General features: G+C 43.8%; 25 protein-coding genes. 15 read left to right on the top strand and 10 right to left on the bottom strand.

The features are described 5' to 3' along the window. Window positions 1-104 precede the first annotated feature (104 nt). Both SULKU_RS06460 and amrS read left to right on the top strand, forming a co-directional pair. On the top strand, window positions 105-533 hold the full coding sequence (locus SULKU_RS06460; RefSeq protein ID WP_013460140.1) for an Hsp20/alpha crystallin family protein: 429 nt from the start codon (window positions 105-107) through the stop codon (window positions 531-533). Between the two features lie 33 nt (window positions 534-566). Next, window positions 567-1,592 (top strand): AmmeMemoRadiSam system radical SAM enzyme, encoded by a 1,026-nt coding sequence (amrS, locus tag SULKU_RS06465; RefSeq protein WP_013460141.1) that lies wholly within the window; start codon window positions 567-569, stop codon window positions 1,590-1,592. 5 nt (window positions 1,593-1,597) lie between these two features. Here amrS and SULKU_RS06470 read toward each other — a convergent pair whose 3' ends face one another. From SULKU_RS06470 to SULKU_RS06490, 5 genes are read right to left on the bottom strand one after another with little or no spacing between them, the layout of a single operon-like run. After that, window positions 1,598-4,096, bottom strand: a complete 2,499-nt coding sequence (locus SULKU_RS06470) for a cation-translocating P-type ATPase (RefSeq protein ID WP_013460142.1) — start codon at window positions 4,094-4,096, stop codon at window positions 1,598-1,600. A 4-nt stretch (window positions 4,097-4,100) separates the two neighbouring features. Continuing rightward, window positions 4,101-4,715: a protein-L-isoaspartate O-methyltransferase family protein gene (locus SULKU_RS06475; protein WP_013460143.1), complete on the bottom strand. Its 615-nt coding sequence runs from the start codon at window positions 4,713-4,715 to the stop codon at window positions 4,101-4,103. 10 nt (window positions 4,716-4,725) lie between these two features. Continuing rightward, the gene (locus tag SULKU_RS06480) at window positions 4,726-5,199 is read right to left on the bottom strand and encodes a DUF2603 domain-containing protein (RefSeq protein WP_013460144.1); all 474 of its coding nucleotides are present in this window, start codon (window positions 5,197-5,199) and stop codon (window positions 4,726-4,728) included. A gap of 10 nt (window positions 5,200-5,209) precedes the next feature. After that, entirely contained in the window at window positions 5,210-5,548 is a 339-nt protein-coding gene (locus tag SULKU_RS06485) for a TraR/DksA family transcriptional regulator (protein WP_013460145.1), read from the bottom strand. Window positions 5,549-5,598: 50 nt separating this feature from the next. Continuing rightward, window positions 5,599-6,021 carry a host attachment protein gene (locus SULKU_RS06490; RefSeq protein ID WP_013460146.1) on the bottom strand — a complete coding sequence of 141 codons (423 nt, stop codon included), beginning with the start codon at window positions 6,019-6,021 and terminating at the stop codon, window positions 5,599-5,601. 141 nt (window positions 6,022-6,162) lie between these two features. Here SULKU_RS06490 and SULKU_RS06495 point away from each other — a divergent pair, with 141 nt between their 5' ends. The 3 genes from SULKU_RS06495 to nifE are packed head-to-tail and all read left to right on the top strand — an operon-like array spanning window position 6,163 to window position 9,902. Continuing rightward, window positions 6,163-6,777 carry a class I SAM-dependent DNA methyltransferase gene (locus SULKU_RS06495; RefSeq protein ID WP_013460147.1) on the top strand — a complete coding sequence of 205 codons (615 nt, stop codon included), beginning with the start codon at window positions 6,163-6,165 and terminating at the stop codon, window positions 6,775-6,777. Window positions 6,778-6,826: 49 nt separating this feature from the next. Beyond that, window positions 6,827-8,476 carry a diguanylate cyclase gene (locus SULKU_RS14365; protein WP_013460148.1) on the top strand — a complete coding sequence of 550 codons (1,650 nt, stop codon included), beginning with the start codon at window positions 6,827-6,829 and terminating at the stop codon, window positions 8,474-8,476. A gap of 58 nt (window positions 8,477-8,534) precedes the next feature. Beyond that, window positions 8,535-9,902 carry a nitrogenase iron-molybdenum cofactor biosynthesis protein NifE gene (gene nifE / locus SULKU_RS06505; protein ID WP_013460149.1) on the top strand — a complete coding sequence of 456 codons (1,368 nt, stop codon included), beginning with the start codon at window positions 8,535-8,537 and terminating at the stop codon, window positions 9,900-9,902. Here nifE and SULKU_RS14370 read toward each other — a convergent pair. From SULKU_RS14370 to SULKU_RS06520, 3 genes are read right to left on the bottom strand one after another with little or no spacing between them, the layout of a single operon-like run. After that, window positions 9,896-12,376, bottom strand: coding sequence for a putative bifunctional diguanylate cyclase/phosphodiesterase (locus SULKU_RS14370; RefSeq protein WP_013460150.1), 2,481 nt, complete (start codon window positions 12,374-12,376; stop codon window positions 9,896-9,898). The genes nifE and SULKU_RS14370 overlap by 7 nt on opposite strands. Further along, on the bottom strand, window positions 12,376-13,296 hold the full coding sequence (locus SULKU_RS06515; RefSeq protein ID WP_013460151.1) for a substrate-binding domain-containing protein: 921 nt from the start codon (window positions 13,294-13,296) through the stop codon (window positions 12,376-12,378). The genes SULKU_RS14370 and SULKU_RS06515 overlap by 1 nt, the downstream gene beginning before the upstream one ends. Before the next feature lie 39 nt (window positions 13,297-13,335). Further along, window positions 13,336-14,592, bottom strand: coding sequence for a maltoporin (locus SULKU_RS06520; protein WP_013460152.1), 1,257 nt, complete (start codon window positions 14,590-14,592; stop codon window positions 13,336-13,338). A gap of 135 nt (window positions 14,593-14,727) precedes the next feature. On the opposite strand from SULKU_RS06520, the gene SULKU_RS06525 reads away from it, so the two are divergent. Next, entirely contained in the window at window positions 14,728-15,558 is an 831-nt protein-coding gene (locus SULKU_RS06525) for a mechanosensitive ion channel family protein (protein ID WP_013460153.1), read from the top strand. Window positions 15,559-15,738: 180 nt separating this feature from the next. Next, the gene (locus SULKU_RS06530; RefSeq protein ID WP_151174267.1) at window positions 15,739-16,464 is read left to right on the top strand and encodes a hypothetical protein; all 726 of its coding nucleotides are present in this window, start codon (window positions 15,739-15,741) and stop codon (window positions 16,462-16,464) included. A 124-nt stretch (window positions 16,465-16,588) separates the two neighbouring features. Here SULKU_RS06530 and SULKU_RS06535 read toward each other — a convergent pair whose 3' ends face one another. Together SULKU_RS06535 and SULKU_RS06540 are read right to left on the bottom strand one after the other, a co-directional pair. After that, window positions 16,589-16,816, bottom strand: a complete 228-nt coding sequence (locus SULKU_RS06535) for a hypothetical protein (RefSeq protein ID WP_013460155.1) — start codon at window positions 16,814-16,816, stop codon at window positions 16,589-16,591. After that, a complete protein-coding gene (locus SULKU_RS06540; RefSeq protein ID WP_013460156.1) occupies window positions 16,813-17,247 on the bottom strand; it encodes a putative toxin-antitoxin system toxin component, PIN family in 435 nt (144 codons plus the stop codon). Before SULKU_RS06540 ends, SULKU_RS06535 begins: the two co-directional genes overlap by 4 nt. Before the next feature lie 107 nt (window positions 17,248-17,354). Here SULKU_RS06540 and nifN point away from each other — a divergent pair, with 107 nt between their 5' ends. The 8 genes from nifN (at window position 17,355) to SULKU_RS06580 (ending at window position 21,803) form a co-directional block, all read left to right on the top strand. Beyond that, window positions 17,355-18,653: a nitrogenase iron-molybdenum cofactor biosynthesis protein NifN gene (gene nifN, locus SULKU_RS06545; RefSeq protein WP_013460157.1), complete on the top strand. Its 1,299-nt coding sequence runs from the start codon at window positions 17,355-17,357 to the stop codon at window positions 18,651-18,653. After that, entirely contained in the window at window positions 18,643-19,095 is a 453-nt protein-coding gene (nifX, locus tag SULKU_RS06550) for a nitrogen fixation protein NifX (protein ID WP_013460158.1), read from the top strand. The genes nifN and nifX overlap by 11 nt, the downstream gene beginning before the upstream one ends. Window positions 19,096-19,208: 113 nt before the next feature. Further along, window positions 19,209-19,661 (top strand): NifX-associated nitrogen fixation protein, encoded by a 453-nt coding sequence (locus SULKU_RS06555; RefSeq protein WP_013460159.1) that lies wholly within the window; start codon window positions 19,209-19,211, stop codon window positions 19,659-19,661. Window positions 19,662-19,672: 11 nt separating this feature from the next. Further along, on the top strand, window positions 19,673-20,188 hold the full coding sequence (locus SULKU_RS06560) for a flavodoxin (RefSeq protein WP_013460160.1): 516 nt from the start codon (window positions 19,673-19,675) through the stop codon (window positions 20,186-20,188). 10 nt (window positions 20,189-20,198) lie between these two features. Then, on the top strand, window positions 20,199-20,573 hold the full coding sequence (locus SULKU_RS06565; RefSeq protein ID WP_013460161.1) for a nitrogenase-stabilizing/protective protein NifW: 375 nt from the start codon (window positions 20,199-20,201) through the stop codon (window positions 20,571-20,573). Continuing rightward, window positions 20,530-20,976, top strand: coding sequence for a nitrogen fixation protein NifZ (locus SULKU_RS06570; RefSeq protein WP_245535137.1), 447 nt, complete (start codon window positions 20,530-20,532; stop codon window positions 20,974-20,976). The genes SULKU_RS06565 and SULKU_RS06570 overlap by 44 nt, the downstream gene beginning before the upstream one ends. A 78-nt stretch (window positions 20,977-21,054) precedes the next feature. Next, a complete protein-coding gene (locus tag SULKU_RS06575) occupies window positions 21,055-21,432 on the top strand; it encodes a 2Fe-2S iron-sulfur cluster-binding protein (RefSeq protein WP_013460163.1) in 378 nt (125 codons plus the stop codon). A gap of 80 nt (window positions 21,433-21,512) precedes the next feature. Beyond that, window positions 21,513-21,803: a 2Fe-2S iron-sulfur cluster binding domain-containing protein gene (locus tag SULKU_RS06580; RefSeq protein WP_013460164.1), complete on the top strand. Its 291-nt coding sequence runs from the start codon at window positions 21,513-21,515 to the stop codon at window positions 21,801-21,803. Window positions 21,804-21,955 lie beyond the last annotated feature (152 nt).

Here is a 21,955-nt window from a genome sequence, read left to right on the forward strand (position 1 = left end):
TTTTTTAATGTATATTTTAATGTATTAAAAACTAGAATAATACCAAGCAGAGGTTGACTGAAAAGTGCAGTTTCTTCTCTGCAATTTATTCTAAAGGATACATTATGTTATTAACACGATTCGATCCGTTTAAAGAGTTGCGTACGTTAGAAGAGCGTATGAGAGGGGCGTTTTCGCCTGATGTAACCAAAGATATGTTTTCAAGCTTTAAACCCTCCGTCAATACGAGGGAAGGGGAGTTTGCCTACCATATCGATGTCGATCTTCCCGGTGTCAAAAAAGAGGACATCAGTGTAAAAGTCGAAAACGGTGTTCTGACTCTCAAAGGGGAGAGAAAAGAGAAAAAAGAGGTTAAAAAAGAGGAATACTACCAGTGTGAAAGCAGTTTCGGGAGTTTCACCCGCAGTTTTACCTTGCCCTCAAATGTCGATGCCGAAAACATCCATGCCGAAAACAAAGACGGTGTGTTGGAGATTACTTTGCCGAAAAAAGAGGGCAAAGGGGAATCTGCAAAACAGATTAAGGTGAAATAGCCGTTTTCTGATAAATCCGTTAAAGGAGTTACCGTGTCAGCATTAGCGTGGCTTTCGAACAAACTCGAAGATGGGAGAATTGCGTGTGAAGCGTGCAATCAGCATTGTAAGCTTCATGAAGGTGAATACGGGATCTGCGGTATACGCAAAGTAGAAAACGGGGAGTTGCAGCTTCTGACATACGGCCTAGCGGCCGCGGTGAATGTTGATCCGATCGAAAAAAAACCGATGTTTCATTTTTTACCGGGCTCACAGGTCTTTTCGTTCGGGACGGTGGGGTGTAATTTTTCGTGCAAATTTTGCCAAAACGCCGATATTTCGCAATACCCGAAAGAACACAATCACGATATATTCGGAAGTTCGCTCTCACCCCATAAAGCGGTTGAATTGGCCCTTGAGTACGGATGCCAAAGCATCGCCTATACCTACAATGAACCGGTCGTTTTTTTCGAATACACCTATGATACGGCCAAACTGGCCCACGAAGCGGGGCTGAAAAACATCTATGTCACCAGCGGCTATGAAACCCATAAAGCGATCGACACGATAGCCCCATTTTTAGACGGGATGAATATTGATATTAAAGGATATAGCCAGTCGTTTTATAAAGATATCTGCGGAGGTTCGCTCAAACCTGTGTTGGAGACTGTCGAATATGCCCATAAAAAAGGGATCTGGATCGAAACGACGACACTGCTGATTCCGGGACTGAACGACTCGGATGAAGAACTTCGCAAAATCGCATCGTTTCAAGCGGCGCTCGATCCTTCGATGCCGTGGCATATCAGTGCATTTCAGCCGATGTATAAAATGACGGATATTCCTCGGACACCCTCTTCAACCCTTCGGCGTGCCTATGAAATAGGCAAGGAAGCGGGATTAAAATACGTTTATGTCGGAAATATCGATGATGAGTCGCGTGAATCGACCTATTGTTCTTCCTGTCATAAGCCGCTTATTGAACGGCACGGCCACGTCGGACAATTTGTTACCAATCATCTTGTTAATTTAAATGTCTGTCCTTACTGCAGTACGTCGGTTGAAGGTGTCTGGCATTAGACATTCTACAGATTATGACGTATCTTTTGAAGTAGTAGAAGCCATATTCCGCCTACTGCAAAAACCGCTATGGCAGCAAAAACAGAAGTGATAGAAAATTGCGCAAAGCCCAACATGTCTCTTAAAAAAGGGATAAATAATACGGCCGAAAGTAGCACGACAACCCCTCCGAACATATAGATCAGCATCGGATTTCCGCGGTTGTAACCCGAACGCAGAGAATCGTTAAAATCGCTGTTCGCCAAAACCAAAAGAAATAAGGTAAAGACCAGTGCCGCAAACAAAGTGCTTTGTATGGAATGGATATGCCATCCCATCTGCAGCAATAGAAGATATCCGAATAAGAAAACAAGGGCAATACCCGCACCCTGAGCCAAAGCGAATCCGATATTCTTCGCGGTAAAAGGGCTGCTGTTCAAAGGTCGCGGCGGACGCCGCATGATATGGGCCTCTGCCGTATCGGCTTCAAAGACAATCGCGCAGGCCGGATCTATCAGCAGTTGAAGCAAGACGATATGGACTGGCTGGAGCATGACGGGCCAGTGCAGCAAAGCGGGCACAAGCGTCAATGCAATGATAGGGAGATGTACGGCAAAAATGAATCGGGTGGCTTTGGTGATGTTGTCATAGATGGATCTGCCTTGGCGAATTGCGGCGACAATACTGCCGAAGCTGTCATCCAGTAAGACGATAGCTGCGGCTTCACGTGCTACATCGGTACCGCGTTCGCCCATGGCAATTCCTACATCGGCCGCCTTCAGAGCAGGCGCGTCGTTCACGCCGTCCCCGGTCATCCCTACAACATTGCCGCTTTTTTGTAATAACTGAACCAGGCGAAGCTTTTGCTCGGGCTGCATACGTGCACAGATATCGCTCTCTTTCAGCCGCAAAAGCAGCTCGTCATCCTTTAATCGGGAGATTTCGTCGCCGGTAATGACGTTAGAACGCTCGGATAATCCGACTTCCTTTGCAATGGCATATGCCGTAGCCGGATGATCTCCCGTGAGCATAAGGACACGTATACCGGCATTTTTGCATTCAGCGAGTGCATCAGAGACTTCGGGACGCGGAGGATCCATAAAGCCGATAAGACCCAGAAAAATGAAATCAAAGTCGTGTTGGCTTTTAGGCCAGATGGGCGTGGAATCCGTCACCTGCAACTCACCTCTCGCAACGCCCAATACCCGTAAACCGCGTTCAGCCATTTCTTCAACCTGAGCTTGAATGGCACTCCGTTTTGTCTCCGAAAGATGGCACAAATCGGCAACGGCTTCTGGGGAGCCTTTGGTAGCAAGCAGATGCAATGATGGGTCTATATCTGAAAATATGCGGGTCATCGCCATTATTTCGGCGGAAAGTTCATAATGAAATTCAGGACTGCACTCATCGTGCATATGTTCGGTACCTACTAAATGTTCATGTCCGAAAGACTGAATCGCTTTTTCCATTGGATCAAAAGGGTCGGCCGGAGTTGCCAGCATGGCGAATTCCACCAGAGGATGAAATATTTCTGCAAGTTCATTCTCATTTGAAGCATTGAACATATCGTTATCTACCGATAATTCGGTGATTTTCATACGGTTTTGCGTTAACGTTCCTGTTTTGTCGACGGCGAGGACGGTAATCGCTCCTAATGCTTCCACAGCGGATACACGACGTGTCAACACTTTGATTTTCGTAATACGCCACGCGCCCAATGCCAAAAAGACGGTGAGAATGACGGGTATCTCTTCGGGAAGGGTTGCCATCGCCAGTGTAATCCCAGAGAGGATACTTTCCAACAGCGAGAGATCATTCAATCCCCAATTGATGAGGATAAGCGCAGATGCCAAAGCTAATGCGATAAGGCTTAACGCGCGGATAAGCGAACGGGAAGCTTTTTGTAAACCGGATATCGTTTCTTCGGTGCCGCTTAGCGATTGGCCGATATGTCCGACGGCCGTATCAACCCCTACGCTATGAACTCTGGCGTATCCGACCCCTTTGGTTACTACCGTACTGGCATACAACATCGCTTCGGGCACTTTTTCAACGGGGACCGATTCGCCGCTCAAAAGGGATTCGTCTACCGATAACTGTCCTTCCAACAAGTGTGCGTCCGCTGCAATACGGTCACCTTCATGCAAGATCATCAGATCGCCGTGAACCACATCACGTCCCGGTATGCGGATCTCTGCTCCGTCTCGAATCACTAACGCACGTGGGGCGGAAAGATCTCGCAACGATTCCAGCGCACGCTGCGTTTTGTGTTCTTGAAACAGCGTGATAGCTATAACGACAAAGACAAAGGTGAGTAAAAAAATCGCTTCGGCACGATCCCCCAGAATCAGATAGATACTTCCGGCTGCCAGCAACATTAGAAACATCGGTTCTTCAATGACGTTCAGTAAAATAGAGGAGAGCTTTTTGGGTTCACTCTCCGGCAATGCGTTTAAACCGTATCGAATTTTATTGGATTGAACCTCTTTGGAATTTAATCCGATTAACAGCGTTTCAGCTTTCATGTACTCATACAATCAGCGGGACGAATTGAAATCCGGGGAGTTCATAGCCATCAACGGTTCCATCCTCTTTTTTTGTAAGGCACCAAATACTGTTTTGGACGGGGACAACAAGTCTTCCTTCCGTTTTAAGCTGCTCGAACAGGGTATCCGGTATTTTTGGTGCGCTTGCAGAAACGAGGATGCGATCATATACTTCTCCTGGCTTTCCGAGAACCGAAGAAGTGCCTTGTGTGATAGATGCGTTGTCTATTCCCATTTTTTGCAAGCTTTGTTTACCGTACTCAACCAATGAGGGGACGATTTCGATCCCTTCAACAAATCCTGACGCTCCGACAGCCGTAGTCAGAAGTGCCGTCGTCCACCCTGAACCTGAACCGATATCCAATATTTTGTTTCCAACGTTCGGTTGGAGAAGTTCAAGCATAATCGCAACGGTGTAAGGTTGTGATATTGTTTGCGCTCGTCCGATAGGCAAAGGGCGGTCTTCGTATGCATACGGATAGAATTCATCGGGGACAAAAAGGATGCGATCACATTTCTCGAATGCATTGATAAGCAACGGGGAACGGAGAACGCCTGAAGAAATCAGATAATTAACGAGCTGTTCATTACTCTGCATTCCCTCTTTCCTACTCTTTTTTTCCCATAATTTGGTCAAGATGGTAAAAAAGATTCGGATATTTTTTCTTGATTTCACTTATCAGCCAGTCCAAATCGATGTTGACGACGGTGCTGTCGGATTGCGTCCGTGCCATTGTGCGGATACGCTCCATCGCCACTGCCCAGACATCTTCAAAATCGATCGGCAAGCGCTGCCAAATCGCTTTTTCAAGTTTATGCTGGAAATTTTCGCTTTGAGTAACGGTTAGCAAACCAATGAGTTTTACAATGGATTCGAAAGATGTGAGCGCATAGATTTGTTCTTCTTCATCCACAATGATCCACGGCTGATCTTTATTCCAACTCCCCTGTATCAGTTCGAGGGAACGATGCCGTTCATCTGATCCGGAAGACATTTTCACGACCGTTATATCAGAAGGATCGATTCCCATTTTTTCGGAGATTTCCCCTATATGATTATGCAAATGATCCGGATATGACATTGCTGCTCTTTTATTCGCCGACGATCGTTCGCGCGGTAGGGTTGGCACTTAATCGAGCTACGGGGATAGGCTTGCCGGTTCTTTCACAAATTCCGTAGGTACCTAATGCGATCTTATTGAGCGCCGCATTGATATCCGACATCTCTGCTTCCAGCTTTTGCAAAAGTGCCTGGTCGTTCGTATTGTCGATTTCAAGCCCCGCTATACCTTCTATATCGTCGATTTCATCTTCATCAACGATACTGCTCAGTTCTGCTTTTAACAAAGAGATGTTTTTTCCGATTTTTGCTTTTTCCGTTTTTAGGATCGCTTCGAATGATTTGATATCCAGATCATGTCGACTACTCATGGTGTCTCCGTTCTTTTAATTAAATATCCGGAAAATGCCGGAAAATGGATTTAAAAATGCGAAATCAGATCTTCTACCGGACATTTGACAAGATCGGCGGCGATATTTTTTGCCAACGCATTCTGTGCGCTTTTCGATAGGGCGGATATTAGTTCATTATGGTGCTTTGCAGGGAATGCAAGATAACAAGACTTTTCCGGAATATCGGCTAAAAATACAGAGATATCGTTTGCTATGTGATGAATCAACCGCTGTTGGCTTTCATGTTCGACACCGTGATCGTCTCCGCTCTCGTGTCTGAAGCGGCCCCGGCCGTCACTAAGGGTTTCCCCTGGAGTCTGTCGCCCTTCAATATAGTCTAAATCGTACTGAAGCTCCAAATGATATCGGTCTGTCTCTTCAATCCACTTCACCTGATAACACTTAAGTTCACCCATATCGGCGACGATAAGATATTTGCCGTTATATTCCATCTGATCCTCCTTGTATTCTTGAAGATTATAAATGATTATTTTATATGATACTCTCGGAAATATAAAGAAAAGATTACAATATCCAAGTGGATAAATTTACTTTATAATGTGCAATGAGAAATAAATGAATAAAGAGTACAAATGACGGAACGTTTCAATCAGGTTGCCAAAGAGTGGGACAAAGGGGACATGCGGCAAAACATTGCACACGCCGTATTTCAAACCATTACGAGCCGAATAGCTTTATTAAATCATATGAGTATTATGGATTTCGGTGCGGGAACGGGGCTGCTCAGTTTTAAAATCGCTCCGATGGTCAAAAATGTCACAGGGGTAGATCTATCCGAAAAGATGCTCGAGCAGTTGGCAAGTAAAAACAGCGATAAAATATGTGTTGACGGTATCTGCCAAAATATTTGCGAAGTACCGTTGGATAAAAAATTTCACGGTATCGTCAGCTCGATGGCGATGCACCATGTGGAAGATACCGCCGATTTATTCAGAACGTTTCATAGCCATCTCCAACAAGACGGATTTATAGCAATTGCCGACTTGGAAGCCGAAGACGGCACTTTCCATTCTCATGGAAACGATGGGGTGTACCATTTCGGATTTGAGAGGAATGCTTTGCGTGAAACGATAGAAAATGAGGGGTTTGAGAATGTCCGTTTTCATCATGCTTACACCGTTGAAAAAGAGGGACGAGGCTATCCTGTCTTTCTTGTAACCGCCCACAAACGAAACAGTTTAACATAATCTAGTCGATTTGTGCGAATGTATAAATAATCGACACGAGGACAGAATAATGCAAATTCCTAAAAAGCTCCTTGTCAATGAAAAAGCATTCGCTTTATTATTAATAATATTCGGTTTTTTTGGATTGGGCTTCATGACAATGCAGTATAAAAACCAAATGCTCGAATATAAAAAAGCCGTTTTAGAAAATGCCCATGTCCATATTTTAGGTCTTATGAACCTCAAAACATGGAACGATTTTTACGACGGCGTTTATGTTAAGAAGCGTCCCAATATCGTTGAAAACAGCTATATTGACAATGACGTAATCGTTACGGATACCAATGAATCGCTTATCCGCATCAATCATGCGTGGATGCTCCGTCAGCTCTCGGAACGTATCCACAGTAAAATGTACAATTTTACGATCAGCAGTCTTCATCCCAAAAATCCGGTCAACAAAGCGAAGAGGTTTGAAGCAAGAGCTTTGCACTATCTCGAACAAAATCCGAAATTAAATTACTATTATGAATTTAACGATCAGGAAAGAAAACTCTATTTTCTCGAACCGCTCAAAGCAACCGATAAATGTATACAGTGTCATTATTATGAAAAGCCCGGTGAAAATCGCGGAGGGATTACCATCGTTCATGATACCGGTTTTTTGTATACGCAACGCCAAATGCTTCTGATTCAATCACTAATCGTCGGGGTAATATTTGTCGGGATGCTTGCTTTTATCTACAGAATGTACCGTTTATTGCTTCGGCACAATCGAAAATTAAAACATTTAAATGAAACATTGGAAGAAAAAGTAGATGAACGGACACGTGAACTTGACGAACAGAACAACTATCTACAGGCTGTTTTGGACAGTAGTCCCGATATTATCATTATTACGGACGGAGAACATCTGCTCAGTGCCAACGGGAGTTTTTTCTCTTTTTTCCGATATGAAACATTAGAGGCGTTCAAACAAGAACACGAGTGTATCTGTGATTTTTTCGATAAAGTCGATGAACTGGAATATCTTCATGACAAAAAAATTGATGGCCAGTTATGGCCGTTTTACCTACTTGATCATTCCGATATTAGACACAAGGTGCAAATGACGATCGATAGCCAAACCTTGTTTTTTTCGATCAAAGCGCGCCGTTTGGAAGGATCTGAAAATAAAGTTTTAGTAGAGCTTTCAGATATAACAGAAGTCGAAACTCAAAAAAAGAGCTTCGAAAAACTGGCCATTACCGATAAATTGACCGGACTGATTAACCGGTTTCAATTCGATATCTTGTGCGCCCATACCCTTAACAGTGCCAAACGCGATCGCGAGCCACTTTCGCTGATCATGTTTGATATCGATTTCTTTAAAAATGTGAACGATAATTTCGGTCATAATATCGGTGATATTACCCTGCGGCATACGGCAAAAACAATAGCGAAGCGTCTTCGATCGTCCGATATTTTTGCACGGTGGGGAGGGGAAGAATTTATGATACTTCTCCCTAAAAGCGGTTATGACGATGCCATGAAATTGGCGGAAGATTTGAGAAGCTGTATTGAGAATGAAGTGTTCGAGGCGGTAGGGCATATTACCATCAGTTTCGGTGTCGCCGTAATGGAGCCGAACGACGATGAAGCCTCGTTCCAGCAACGTGCCGACAAAGCCTTGTATATGGCTAAAAATCAGGGGCGTAATTGCGTCGCTTTTTGTCGTTAAACGCTCATCTCGCACACTTCTTGCATTATTAACGTTACTTCAGCTTTAGGAGTAACCTATGGTCAGCCGCGCAAAAATAAAAGAGCTTATGAATGAGAGCGCCTGTTCACACAGCAAAGATAAAAAACCCGGAGAGGGGTGTGATAAGCCAAAACCGGGGCTTGCCGCGGGTGGATGCGCGTTTGACGGCGCACAAATCTCTCTTTTCCCCTATGCCGATGCGGTACATCTTGTCCATGGACCTCAAACCTGTTTGGGGGCTTCATGGGAGACACGTGAGACAAAAACGTCGTATACCGGACGTGACCATACCCAAATGGGATTCACGACGGGGATCACGACGAATGACGTCATCTTCGGCGGAGACAAACGGCTTGATGCGTCGATCGACTACATCATGGAACATTACCGTCCTGAAGCCATTTTTGTCTATTCGACCTGTGTGACGGCATTGGTCGGAGACGATATTGATATGACCTGCCATCTCGCAAGCAAAAAACACGGAGTTCCCGTCGTTCCCGTTCATGCGGCAGGATTTGTCGGAAGCAAAAACCTCGGATCTCGTCTTGCTGGTGAAGCGGTGCTGGAGCATCTGATCGGGACAAAAGAGCCTGAAAAAACAACTCCTTATGATATTAATCTTATCGGAGATTACAATGTCACCGGAGATATGTGGCAGTATCTTCCCATTTTTGAGAAGATCGGAATCCGGGTACTCAGTTCAATGAGCGGAGACGGACGGGTAGGGGATATTCGGTGTGCCCATCGTGCAAAACTCAACGTCATCGTCTGCGCCAAATCGCTTATCACGTTGACACGCAAGATGCAAGAGCAGTACGGTATTCCGTGGATTTCGGTTTCATTTTACGGCAAACGCGACACCAGTTTTGCCATACGTGAAATTGTGAATGCGCTGGGATGCCCTGAACTTATCGCACGTGCCGAAGAGGTGATCGCCGAGGAAGAGGCGGGATTGGAAGCCAAACTGGCTCCGTACAAAGCGCTATTCGCAGGGAAAAAAGCGGTTTTGAATACGGGGGGAAACAAGGCGTGGTCGATAGCATCGGGATTGCAGGATTTGGGTATCGAAGTGGTCGCGACGAGTGTTGCAAAATCGACACAGGATGACATCGATAAAGCACGCGAATATCTGGGAGAAAACGGCGTTTTGATGACCAAACCGGCGGCAGAACAGGCCAAAGTAATCGATTCGACGGGAGCTCATATCCTCCTCGCCGGAGGTCGGAGCCTCTATACGGCGATCAAGAAAAAAATCTCTTTTATCGATGTCAATCAGGAGAAGAAAACGAGCTACGGCGGATATAACGGACTGCTGAATTTGGCTGAAGATTTAAAATACGCCTTTCGTAATCCCGTATTTGCCAATGTCGGAAAGCCTGCGCCGTGGGAAGAGATGAATTACTGATTGGTAATATAATCTTTTAATTCATTAAGGGTGAGCGGTTTTGAATAGTAATACCCTTGAATTTCATGACACCCTTCATCCTGTAAGAAACAGAGCTGATCATGATTCTCTACCCCCTCGGCGGTAATGGAGAGACCGAACGTATTCGCCAGTGCGATGATCGCACGGGTAATAGCAATGCTTTCGGAGGAGAGAGGAAGATCATCGATAAACGACTTATCGATTTTCAGTCGGGTAACAGAGAGTTTTTGCAAATACGCCATCGATGAATAGCCGGTTCCAAAATCATCGATGGCGATATTGATATTAAGATCACGAAGGGTACGTAAAATTGATAGCGCATGATCGGCATCGGTAGCTAGATAGCTCTCCGTCAATTCAATCTCAAGCCATTTCGGATCAATTTTGGTTTGATCGAGAACATCATTGAGGGTTTTAATAAAATCATCACGCTGCAACTGCAAAGAAGAGACATTGACCCCTATGTGTTCCAACAGGTATCCTTCGTTACGTAGGAGCATAAAATCACTGCACGCCTGATTAAGAACCCATGCACCGAGTGTGAGGATCATTCCGGTCTCTTCAGCAAGAGGGATAAATGTATCGGGAGTGATTTTCCCCACTTCGCTGCTATTCCATCGAAGCAATGCTTCAACAGCTGTTATTTTCCCGGTCAAGGTTGAAGTTTTTGGCTGATAGAGAAGAAAAAACTCATCCTTTTTATCTATTGACGCCTTAAGAGCATGAATCATCATCGTTTTTTCTTCGATATCAACGGCAAGGTCATTTGTGAAAAAGCTGTAGCCGTTTCTTCCTTTGTCTTTTGATCGATACATTGCCATGTCGGCATTTTTGATCAGGTTATGAATGCTTTGTCCATCTTCAGGATAAATGGCTATTCCGATACTCGCAGTTGTACGGATTTCATGATCTTGACATAGAAACGGCAGATCAAAACTATTTAAAATCCCTTTTACGATTGATTCAATCTCCTCATAGCCATCAAATCCTTCGATCAAAATATTAAATTCGTCTCCGCCGATCCGTGCGAGAATCTCTGAATCCCGAAGGGTTTGTCGTAGTCGAAGTGCAACTTCCTGCAGGAGAATATCCCCTATTTCATGCCCAAAAGTATCGTTTACTTGTTTGAATTGATCCAAATCAAGAAAAATAACACCAAAACGGCGGTTTAAGTGTTTTGCTTTTTCGATACAGTTTTCAAGAAGTACATAAAAAAGCCTTCTATTAGGGAGATCGGTTAGCGGATCGGTATCGGAGAGGTATTTGAGTTGTTTCTGCGAAGCGATCAAGGCCCCTTCACGTTCATTAACCGTTGACGCGAGACGACGGACACTTCGCGAAATTGCCTCTAGTTCATCTCCCGTGTGTATGATAGACGAATGAGAATAATCATGCCGTTCGATTTTTTCGATCTGATTCATGAGTGCTTGAAGCGGTTGGGCGACCCCCCGATTAAACAATATTTTTAAGATCCATAGAGTCAGAAAGGTGATCGCCAAAATCAAAATAACAAAGCTTATACGGTTTTCATTAAGCAATTTTTGAAGGGTAGATTTATCAAGAGCCGCAATGACATAGACCTTTCCATCGACCGTTTTGATCGAAGTTATACCGTTGAAATGATCTTCTTTATCATAGAGTATAGTATTTTTATCGGATGAAGAGGGATTGATCCCCTCAGGAATTGCCGCTTGAGACGATACGTCTATCCCTAAGTCCTTTGAGAGGGAAAGAAAATAGGGCTTGGAGACGTAATGGGACATTTCGATATGGGCAATACACTCTTTCCCCTCTCCATCAAAGAGACTTTGATGCGATTTTATGACTAAATCGTTTCTGAAACGGTGATAGGTAATTGCACCGTTATTTTGCAAGAGTTCTTTTTGCGAATAATAGGAAACATGCTTGTAGGGTAGCAGCCAATGAGGTTTAAATGGATGACGGGTATATTCAGAATCATTTTCATAGCGACTGAAAAAGATCGGTATCCCCTTTTCAAACGAAACATAAGCCAGATAATATCCCTGAGATGTTTTGGTAACGAAGGCAACCAGTTCATCATGAGAATCGTACAGCGCAATGTCGTTGTTCATAGAGAGTTTGACACGGTTTAAAAGCTCTTCAACCAGCCTTTTTTTCTCCTCGTCCAACAAAACAGCGTTGTAATCGGTTTTGTCCTGATAGGCGTTAATCAGTTCGATAGAGGCGAGGAGGGCTTCGTCGTCTTTGATAAAAGCAATCCCATCTCTTAATTCGGTTTCGGTTTCACGCAGATGAATATTGAACCTATGAAAGGCATAGTCTATCCGTTCTTGAGTTGTTTTGGCAAAATTGTCTCGGAGAAAATAATCAAAATACAGACCGAGGATAACGGATAGTATGATTATTGCCGCTATCAGGATGAATGCGAGTTTTCCTCTCAATTTGAGAGATCGGTACAGTTTCCCTATCATTAGAAAATCGGTTCTTCCAGCTCGACGTTTGCTTTAGTGATCAGCTTGACCGGAATGACGATGTGTTTGGGGACGCGTTCGCCGTTAAAGATTTTTACGGCCGTCTCTACACTTTTTTTACCCCCAAGCGGAAAGAGAACGGAACCGGTCTGCGTTCCTTTACGAATTGCATCGCGCGCTTCTGAAGTATAGTCGCATCCGACCATAACGATTTTAGACGGATCCAACCCGTGGTGTTCCATTGCGGAACGGGCACCGCTTATCATACTGTCGCTTTCAGAAAAAACAGCATCTATTTTTTCACCTGAAGCGATCAGTTTTTCCATTTCGATAATGGCATCTTTACGCAGATAATTTCCGGTCCGTTTAATGACGCTGATCCCTTTGTGTTTTTTAATCTCATCGAGGAAGCCTTTGCTTCGAAGCTTCGTTACGTCCGCTGTCTGTATCCCCTCAAACAGAAGAACTTTCCCTTTGCCGTTCAGCCGCTTGGCAATGTATTGTGCTCCGATTGAGCCGATTTTTATGTTATCGGAGTTGATGAACGTCGTGTAATCATTTCCTTGGATTCCACGGTCGAGAATAATGACAGGAATTCCGCTTTTGTAGGCTTTGGAAATGATCGGTACAACCGCTTTTTCATCATTCGTTCCGACAACAATCAAATCGGCTTTGGAGTCTATGAACCCTTTGATCTGACGTATCAGCAGCGATGTCTGCCCTTTGGCATCCGAATAGATGAATTTTATATTCGGATATTTAGCGGTTTCATCACGAACTTCATAGACTTGCGCTTTGCGAAAATCGTTGCCGAGAGTATCTTGAGCAAATGCGATGGTTTTGACATCGGCGCTTAAGGATGCGCTGGTCAGTGACACGACAAATAGCGACTCTAAAATTTTTTTAGTTATGTTGAGCATTACTTTCTCTCTTATTGTTTATTATAACGAAAATTGTTTTTACCACCAATACTCAAGCTGAATGCCGAGATTGTCGCCGTGTGTCTGCTTTGTGTAGTAGTCGGTTCCTATTAAACCCAAAGCGCTTTCAGACCAATTAGCATAGGTATAATAGAGTCGGAGGACCGGACGTTTCCATACCCCTTTATCAAGTGCCGCTTCAAGAGCGACCGTCGTTTTGGTAAGGGTATAGATATTATGGGAAGTGCCGTCTTCTACACGATCAATACCCTCTTCAAGTACCAGCCTGCCGTTTTTATGAAAAAACCAGTAAGGGCGTACCCCCGCCGAAATCCAGGTTTGATCGGTTCCCGAAAAGGCGGTCTCTTTGCGTTTTTCATAGACGAAATTACTCATCAATCCCCACGTTTCATTTTCGAATGCATTGTAGTTGATAAACCGCCATGTCCGTGCTTCTTCAATCGTATCGGGTGCTGAGATAATATTGTCGATCAAGCCTTCCTGTAAATAGGGAGAACCGCTTCCGGCACTTTTCGCCACCCCTTTTCCGTAAAAAATACCGCTGATATTCTCTCCCTCCATCCCGAAAAGCTCTTTACATATCTGCGTATCTTTATAAAGAAAACCCGCCGCATAGCCGGGGGATGCGCTGATGTGCTGAGAGTCGCTGAAAGTTTTGGAATGGACTTCCATCCGGTTGGCGAAAACAGTCCATTCCCCCCGCGGTACGGTTTTGATTAGCCGAAGATCATGGCTGTCAAAACGGACTTTTTCATCTCCGCTGATATTTGAAGGATTGAGACGGTCGAAGATGTAGCTGTAGGAGAGTTTATATCCGTTAATATTAAGATTGCGGAATCCAGCTCCGTCACCGCTCATGTTGAAAAAGAAATAATCATTAATGTGGCTGTCGTATCGTTCGTAAAAGCGGCGCCCCGCCCAGAATGAGACGCTGTTATTATCGAAGATACCGCTGATTTCACTGTATATCTCATCGAGACGGAGATAGTCGATCTGCCGATTGTTCGCGCCCGAGAAGATAGGGCGAATCTGATTGTGCATCGTAATACCGTTATCAAAATGGATCCGATCATACAGCCCTAGCTCTATCCATGTATCGCATTCATTGCCGAGGCGGTATTTGCTCCCGGCACCGGGGGCTTTGAAACAGACATCGGCTTTGTCGTCTTGCAAAGAGGTTTGCAAGCGTGCATATCCCGTCGTTCCGAGTGTGTTCTCGACACCCCATAGCGGTAATATTAGAAACACTGTGATCATGCCCATCCGTATCATCATGCACACCTTTTGTGTCTAGTTCCATTAGGCGGAAGCTGTCATTATAGATCGTATAAAATTAATTAGGCTTAAAGAAATACAGTATTGGCGGAGGTAATTGGGCATAATGTTCCTTTTGAATTTCAAGGAGACACTATGAATCAAGAGTTACATTATGTTCAAAAATTCTATGAGCTGACGATAGAATTTTTTACAAATTACAGCTTTCAAATTATCGGTGCCGTAATTATCATCACCATCGGATGGTTTCTTTCAAAATACATTTATAATGTTTTGATCCGATTTTTCAATACTCACGATTTTGATGTCACACTGGGCAAGTTTGCGGCCAATATTGTCCGTATTTTGATATTCGGTGCGATGTTTATCGTCGCAATCGGCAAACTAGGCATCTCAATCGCTCCGTTTGTCGCAGCGGTCGGTGCCGTATTCCTGACTGCAGGTTTGGCGTTGCAGGGGACGGTTGCCAACTTCGCGGCGGGGATATCACTGGTCATTACCCGCCCCTTTAAACTCGGGGACACGATTTCGGTCAATAACGTCTACGGCGTCGTCGAAGAGATTAAACTGGGATACACGACGCTACGCACCGAGGATGAAGAGCTCATTACGATCCCCAATAAAAACATGATCGGAGAGGTGATCGTCAACTCGTTTGATTACCGCATCGTTGAATCGAGTGTCGGCATTTCGTACAACGACGACGCCGAAAAAGCGGTTGAACTGATCAAAAATGTGATAGATGCTTTCGAGAACCTATCGGGTGAGAACAAAGCGGTTGTGGGGATACAGAATTTCGGAGATAGTGCCGTCGAGATCGGGATGCGCTACTGGGTTCCGACGAGAAGCTATTTCAAAACGCAGTATGAGGTCAATATGGCGGTCTATAAAGCACTTAACTCCGCAAACGTAACAATTCCGTATCCGCAGAGGGATGTTCATGTTTATGAGTGTAAAGAGTCTTAATCAAATTTAACGATAATCGTATCAAATATTGATGCGATTAGAGGATATAAACATATCATAGACATATTTTTGAGAGTCACGGAAGCGGAAAAGGGGGTTATTATACAGTTAAGAATGACAAGATATCGGCAAAGTGGTAAAGAAAACTGATAAAATGCAATGAAATAAATAAGTGAGGGTATGATGATACACGATAATCCAGCTGAAAGATTGCTAAAAATTTTACAGGATGGGAAAAATGAAAATGTGAATGCACCATGTCGAGCTGTATGGGCAAGACTATTAAATGTAGAGATTACTGATCATGCACTAATGATGTCTCGAATGGGCAAAGTGATGGAGTTACCCAATCAAATCATTTCAGAATTAAAAGAAAAATTTCCTAATCAATCTAATACATATGAACATTGGAGTAAACAACTAAGTCATGCGTTTTTATTACAAAATATTAATGATAAATGGGACACATTTATTAAACACATCGATAATCATTCAATTGCATATCTTCAGCTTTCTGCAAATTTATTGCAATCAAAATCAATAATATCTCTTATTGAAAAAGAAAAGTTAAATGAAATAAGAGAAAAGATCGATAACCTTTACAAAGAAATTATAGAAACTGATTTAGATGAAAAAGTAAAAGAATTTTTGCTAAGAGCAATGCAAAAAATATTAGTTAGTGTTGATGAATATAATATTTCTGGTTCTATACCTATAATGGATTCTATTGACATGGTTTTTGGACATATGGTTGTAAATGATGAATTTCGTAATGAGATGAATAAAACACCAATAACAAAAACACTATTTGAGAGATTAAGTGATGTTGCAAATATTGTTACGGTATCTCAAGGATTAACTGAATTATCGAGTTATGTAAAACAACTATTATTAGGAGAGTCTTGATTAAGGTAAATAATTTATACTAAGTACCTCTCCTCGCCCACTTCTTACATTATCTATGGCAACTAAGGAGTTGTCATGGAAAATTCTCCCTCTCGAAACCTGATCAAACACTCCCAGCCGATGTTTAAAACGTATCTTCTGCTTTCGGCTGAACATCGGGTGCATTTTTGAGCAATGAAAGGGCGTGTTCGCGTGATCCGCGATTCGCTCTCTCTTGTAGATACTCTTCGGTTCTAAGCGATGCAATTTTTTCACTCAATGCCGTAATAATAAACTGATTAATCGAAATGTCACCTTTGAGCGCTTCTATCTCTTGTCGGTAGTAATCGGGAATCCGTAGGGCAAAGTTCATTTTGTTTCTCCTAATAAGGGATATAACTCTTTGGGAGTCATAATCTTAATACCGAAATATTTTTCAACTTCGGTAAAGTCTTTGAGATTGTAAGTGACTATAATCTCAGCTTGGGAATTAAAAGCCGTTTCTAAAACCATATCATCCTGCGGATCATGCAAAAACGGCCGCCACAAAAAGTTTATCTTCTGATGATGTGAAATCAGACACAAATCATCGATAAATAGGTCTATTGTTCCGTCATCCAAATTACCGCAAGACACTTTGTTTTCATTTCGTTTCAAGACTGCTTCCATCTCTAAGATTAAAGGATTCGAAACGACATTGATTTTTTGATCCATCTCAAAGAGTCGAATGAGAAGTGCATTGGCTATGCCGTTTCGACTCATAAGTGCTGCTACGATGATATTGGTATCTAAAACAATTTTCATGGTGATATTATATACAATATTACTTTAGTGTCAAGCTGTATTTAGTATCTTAACAATAAGCTCTTCTCGCACACTTCTTGCAATACTCCTTTTAACAAGGAGTTGTCATGGAATTCTCCCTCTCACATCATGAACGCAAACCTCTGCAGGTTAATCCTATCAAACACTCCCAGCCGATGGGTGCAACCCTGGCATTTTTGGGGGTCAAAGACTGTATGGCTCTGATGCACGGAGCACAGGGATGCGCCTCGTACACCAAAGTTTTCTTCACCCGCCATTTCAACGAACCCATCGCCGTACGCAACACTTCGGTGAGCGATATCACCGCCGTACTCGACGGCGGGGATTACTCGATCCTGATGGCGATAGAAAATATCCAGTCTAAAGAGAAAAATCTCAAACCCAGCATGATCGGTCTGCACACGACGGGACTGACCGAGACCAAAGGGGATGATGTCCGCGGTGTCGGAATGCACATCGAGATCCCCTATGTCTTCGTCAATACTCCCGATTACGAAGGGGGGATGGAGAGCGGCTGGGCGCTCACGGTAGCGGCAATGATCGAACAGATCACCGCAGAATCAACCGAGGTCAGAGCGAATAAACTCGTACTGCTGCCTCACCTGAGCATGCAGCCTATCGAAGTCGAAAAAATCAAATGCTTTTGCGAGGACTTCGGGTTTGAGACCTATGCGCTTCCCGATCTCTCCACTTCGCTCGACGGATATTGGGAAGAGGGGCAGGGAAAACTTGCCAACGGCGGGATTACGGTTGATCAGATCCGTGAACTAGCAACCTCTTCGGTGGTCGTCTCCATCGGTACGTCGATGAAAAAATCGGCGCAGGCTCTGTTAAAGAAAAATCCCTCAATCGAGCATCTCCATTTTGACCATATGATGGGATTGGACGGGTGTGACAATTTTGTCGCTGCTCTGATGAAAATACGACACACGGAGCCAAAACCGTTGGTCAAGCGGTGGCGATCACGTCTGCAGGATGCGATGCTCGATTCTCATTTTCTGATCGGAAGTTCCCATTTCGTCGTTACGGGTGAGCCGGATATGCTCGTCGGTATCTGTGCGCTGCTCCGAAGTGTCGGCGGAACCGTCGTTGCAGCGGTATCTACGACGTTTAGCGACGCTCTTCACTTGATAGAAGCGGATAATGTATTTGTCGGTGATTTGGAAGATGCGCGCCGTTTCTTTGATGAGGCGGACATGGTTATCAGTAATTTCCATGCAGAACGAATCTTGCATAGTGTAGAACATACGGCTCTCGTTATCCGAGGATTCCCTAATTACGAAGAGTTAGGGAACCAGCTCAAAAACGATCAACTGTATGAAGGAAGCACATATTTTTTATTCGAGATCGCAAACGAATTGAGAAAGGTCAAACATGAACACTAAAATCACGGTAGAGGGGAATGGGACTATGAATAGCGCTTTAAAAGTTGCTTTTGCGACGAAAGATATGGAAGAGATCAATGCTCATTTCGGCGGGGCCAAAGAGTTTGTTGTATACAACGTATCCAAAGACGGATATGAAGTCTCCGAAGTCATAAAAACGGACAATGCCGAATTAGAAGATGATGATAAAACCGATTATCGTGTCCGAGCCCTTAAAGGGGTCAACATCATGTATTCGGAAAGTATCGGCGGAACGGCTGCGGCAAAAGTTATCCGAGCCGGCATACATCCGATGAAAGCGAATAACTCGACACGAATCGAAGAGGTTCTAAAAGAGCTGGTAAAAATGATCAACGGCAATCCTCCGCCGTGGATCAAAAACATTATGCAAATGCAGACCGAACACGACGTACGTCAAGACCGATGGGCAGAAGGCGAGTAATAAAATATAAGCACGGTTTACTGTGCGTGGGTCCGCTGCCGAAGCGAACCAGTGTGAACATAGCCGGAAGGGGCTTGGCTCCTTTGGCGTATCAAAAATAAAGGGATAGTACGATGGAAGCAGAAAAAAAATTAAGTGATTTCGGACTAGAAATCGTTCGTCAGATCCGTGCACTCGATCAATTCGGAAACTGGGCAAAGATCGGCGATGAAGAGTTGCTGATCAAAAAGTATGTCAAAACCAAAGAGGAACTCAAATTGGTTCCGTTGATTGCAGACATTGATGAGATGATGATCAATGACATCAAGATGATCTATAAAGCGGTTGCATTGTCGTTTGAACGTAAAACAGGGGTCGTCTGTAACGTTATTATGGAGATGAGCCATGAAGGGTTCGGACGATGTGCCGTTATTGCCGATCGTATCTGTATCGTCAATAAATATTTCAAAGATGCGCACCGCTTCAGTTATCGAACGCTTGATGCACTCTTTGAAGACGGAGATAAAACACTCTCAAGCGCGATTGAGATTTATGAACAATATAAACCGTGTATACAACAAGGATAAAGGGGTAAATAATGGCAAAAGTAGGAATTTTTTTCGGTAGCAGTAGCGGTGTCACACGAGGTGCGGCAGAACTTCTTGCGGATCAGTTCAAAGGTGCTGAATTGATCGATATGGAAGAAGATTTTGACGGGATCGATCAATTCGAGGATTTCGATGTATTGCTTCTGGGCTCATCCACATGGGGGCAGGGCGATCCTCAGCGTGACTGGGTTGATCCGCTATATGAACTCGATAACGATCGTCCCGATTTGGAAGGGAAAAAAGTAGCTTTCTTCGGTGCGGGTGACCAAAAAACCCACGGCGAACACTTTATAAGCGCTTTGGGGAAAATGCACGATCTTTTCACCTCACTCGGTGCAAGTGCATACGGTTTCATTCCGACAAGCGGATACGACTATGAGTTTTCCCTCGCGGAACGTGACGGAAAATTCTGCGGATTAGGGATTGACGATGTCAATCAGGAAGATTTGACCGAAGAGAGAGTTATCGGTTGGGCAAACCAGCTCAAAAGTGAGATGGGATTATAAGGAGAATATTATGGGAACGTTAGCTGAATTTCAAAAAATCACCGATACCGAAGATTTTTTTGATTTTTTCGATCTTGCATACGATGAGCGTTTGGTTCAGGTAAAACGTTTTCATATGATGAAAAAATTTGGAGAATTGGTGGATAAAGCTAAAGGGCACGATATGGGAAGCGATGAAAAATTGCTTGAATATTACAAGTTCGCTTTGATTACCGTTTATAAGAATTTTGAAAACGGGTACAGCCCGTCAGCAGCCGATGTCTGGGAGATGTTCGATAAGCCGAGTGCTTGCGGTACCTGTTCCACATCAAGCAGCTGCAGTAGCGTAGAGGAGGTCAGTCATGGAGTCCACGCCTGCGTCAGCCAAAACACCGTTAGTTTCTGAAGAGGATATGCCGATTGATGAGGCAGCCCGTAAAACCAATCTCTATAAAATGTCCACTAAAGACGAGATTCTTTCTCTTTACAGAATCGGGCAGAGAGTACGATTAACCAAATCGATCCGAAATGACGGGACCTACCCCCATGCGGCAGTCGGAGACATTCTTGTAGAAGCGGGAGCGGAAGGGTATGTCCGTGCCATAGGTGATTTTCTTCAGACCATCCGGGTATATGAAGTCAATTTTATCGAAGAGGGGCTGATCTTCGGGTGCCGCGAAGCGGAATTAGAGAGTGCTCTGGAAGATGACGGATACGATGAAGTGGCCGAAGAACTCCGATGGATAAAAGAACATCGCGCTAAAAAAGCTGCTGAAAAAGCGGCGCAATCTCAAGAAGAGGGGGAGTAATCTACACTTTTTGAGATTTGTGCATACTGCAGAAACATGGTTGTTATCATGTGATGCGGGAAATATGAGGAGGTTAAGATGGTCAGTGTCATTTTTTGCGGCTTCGCTGAAGGTCAAAATAAACGTGTTTACGCAAAATCCGGTGATGTATTACTGCGTGTTGCCCAAAGCAACGGTATTGTAATCCCGACAGATTGTACAGACGGTATGTGCGGAAGCTGTGTTGTACGTATTGAAGACATTGCTACTGATGAATCAATGGACTCAAATGCTGAAGAATACGCATCAAAAGGCAAAGCAGTCTATATGGAAGATAAAGAGCTTGAAACATTAGTTTCAATGGGCGCTATCACCAAAAAAGAGGCTGAAATCGCTCAACAGTTCAATCGTCCGACTCCGGTACGTTTGGCTTGTCAATGCGTAATAAAAGACGCGATACTGGTCAAACCGTACTAAATATTTCTAAGTGCCCTCGGGCTAACATCTAAACGGAAACAATTCGTTTAGCGAACATCATAATCATTAAAGGAGTTGGGATGACAACACGTGTAGAAATTATGAATGACTTTTTGGCGATCAACGTTATTCCGGGCAAAACGATCCAAGATATCGTTGAAGCTTCAGGAAGTGCGCTTCCTTTCGGATGCCGTGACGGTGAATGCGGTACCTGTGTCGTAATGATCGAATCAGGAATGGAATATATGAGTCCTGTTACTGATAAAGAGAAAGCGGTACTTAAAACGCTTAACGAAAGCAATCCGAAAGCTCGTCTTGCTTGTCAAATGAAAGTCATCGCACCAAACGGATTGGTACGTATTAAATATTAAGCCCTACCTTACATAAATCCCATCGGTATTTATTCCGATTGAATCTACTGCCTCTTTTGAGGCAGATAGAACTGTATGTTTTTTAATCACTCATCTGCTTAAAAAGAGTCTATACTTTTAAAAGAACAATTTATGCACTTGTTATGTAAGTG

The sequence above is a fragment of the Sulfuricurvum kujiense DSM 16994 genome (genome assembly GCF_000183725.1).
Classification (GTDB): Bacteria; Campylobacterota; Campylobacteria; order Campylobacterales; family Sulfurimonadaceae; genus Sulfuricurvum; species Sulfuricurvum kujiense.